The sequence below is a fragment of the Faecalibacterium longum genome (assembly GCF_040094125.1).
In the GTDB taxonomy this organism is placed as follows: Bacteria; Bacillota; Clostridia; order Oscillospirales; family Ruminococcaceae; genus Faecalibacterium; species Faecalibacterium longum.
The window spans coordinates 1-1,097 of sequence record NZ_JBBNIH010000037.1; the positions used below are offsets into that span (position 1 = coordinate 1).

A 1,097-nucleotide genomic window follows, 5' to 3' on the forward strand; every position below is an offset into this window, starting at 1 on the left:
TTCTGCTTTGCGGTTTTCAGTTTGAGCAGTTCCTCTTTAGCTTCCTTGTACTGCTCGTAGAACTTTGCCTTTTCGGATGCCAGCTGCGCATACTCGGCTTCCAGCTCTTTCGGGCTGGGCAGCTTTGTGATGTTGTTTGCCTTGAAATAGGCTGCTGCCGCCCGGTACGCTGTCAGTTCTGCACGGTGCTGCTCCTCAAAGGCTACGGGTCGCTTGGCGGTCTTTAACTGCTGTGCGACATTCTTGGTGCTGGTATAGGCTGCGACATGATAGCGCAGCTCTTTGTTGGCCTTCATGCAGCTTTCGAGGTCTTTCACCACCGCCAGCGAGTCGTGATACTTGGTTTCCAGTTCGGCGATGCGCTGGTTCAGATCATCCTCGTTGAGCAAATCTTTCTCCTGCAAGAGGATCAGAGTTTGTGCCATAGCTTTGAGGTTGAATTTCTTCGCCCAATGTTCGTAGCCAATGCCCTTGCCCTCAGTCAGCCTTGCCTGAATGTCAATCAGTTTCCCGATTTTATTAGATTTCAGCGTAACCGTGTGCTTGCGTTCGGCATTTGCGGTCAGGGTGGCGAGTACGGCATCGCTGTCATAGTTGTCACCGAGATGCTTCGCTCGGATGAACTTCGTTCTGCCAGCGGGCAGATAGCTAAGCTGTCCACGGCTTTCCTTAACCGTGATGCCATACTGTTGCATGAGCTTGTCAGAAAATTCTTCAAAGCTCGTGGCACGGTACAGCACTGAAGAAATCTGTTTCCGTAAAGTGTCTTTCACGGTTTCAAACTTCTTCTGCCGAGGCTGCTGTCCAGCTGCGGTGAGGGCTGCGTTTTCACGATCAAGTTTCAACTGGCCGCGTCTACGCGCCCAATACTCAGCTTCGCTCACGCGCTCCTTGGAGCCGTTGAGCAGGTCGATCTGGTACAGACCAGCACCCTCGCACAGCTCCATGACTTCGACACGGAGGTGTCGCATGGTCTGGGCTGTGCTGGAGTGCTTCATGCCCTCGCGCCAATCGCGAGGCTTCTGCATATAGGGCTTGCGTTCCACCTCTCGTGTTCGGATGCTGCCGATTACGATGTGGACATGGATATTTCCCGA

General features: G+C 53.2%; 1 protein-coding gene. It reads right to left on the reverse strand.

Translation table 11 applies throughout. The annotated features are described in order from the left end of the window. Positions 1 to 1,097 (reverse strand): relaxase family protein (locus tag AAAU26_RS00445; protein WP_349180864.1); only part of this gene is annotated, 1,097 nt, incomplete at both ends.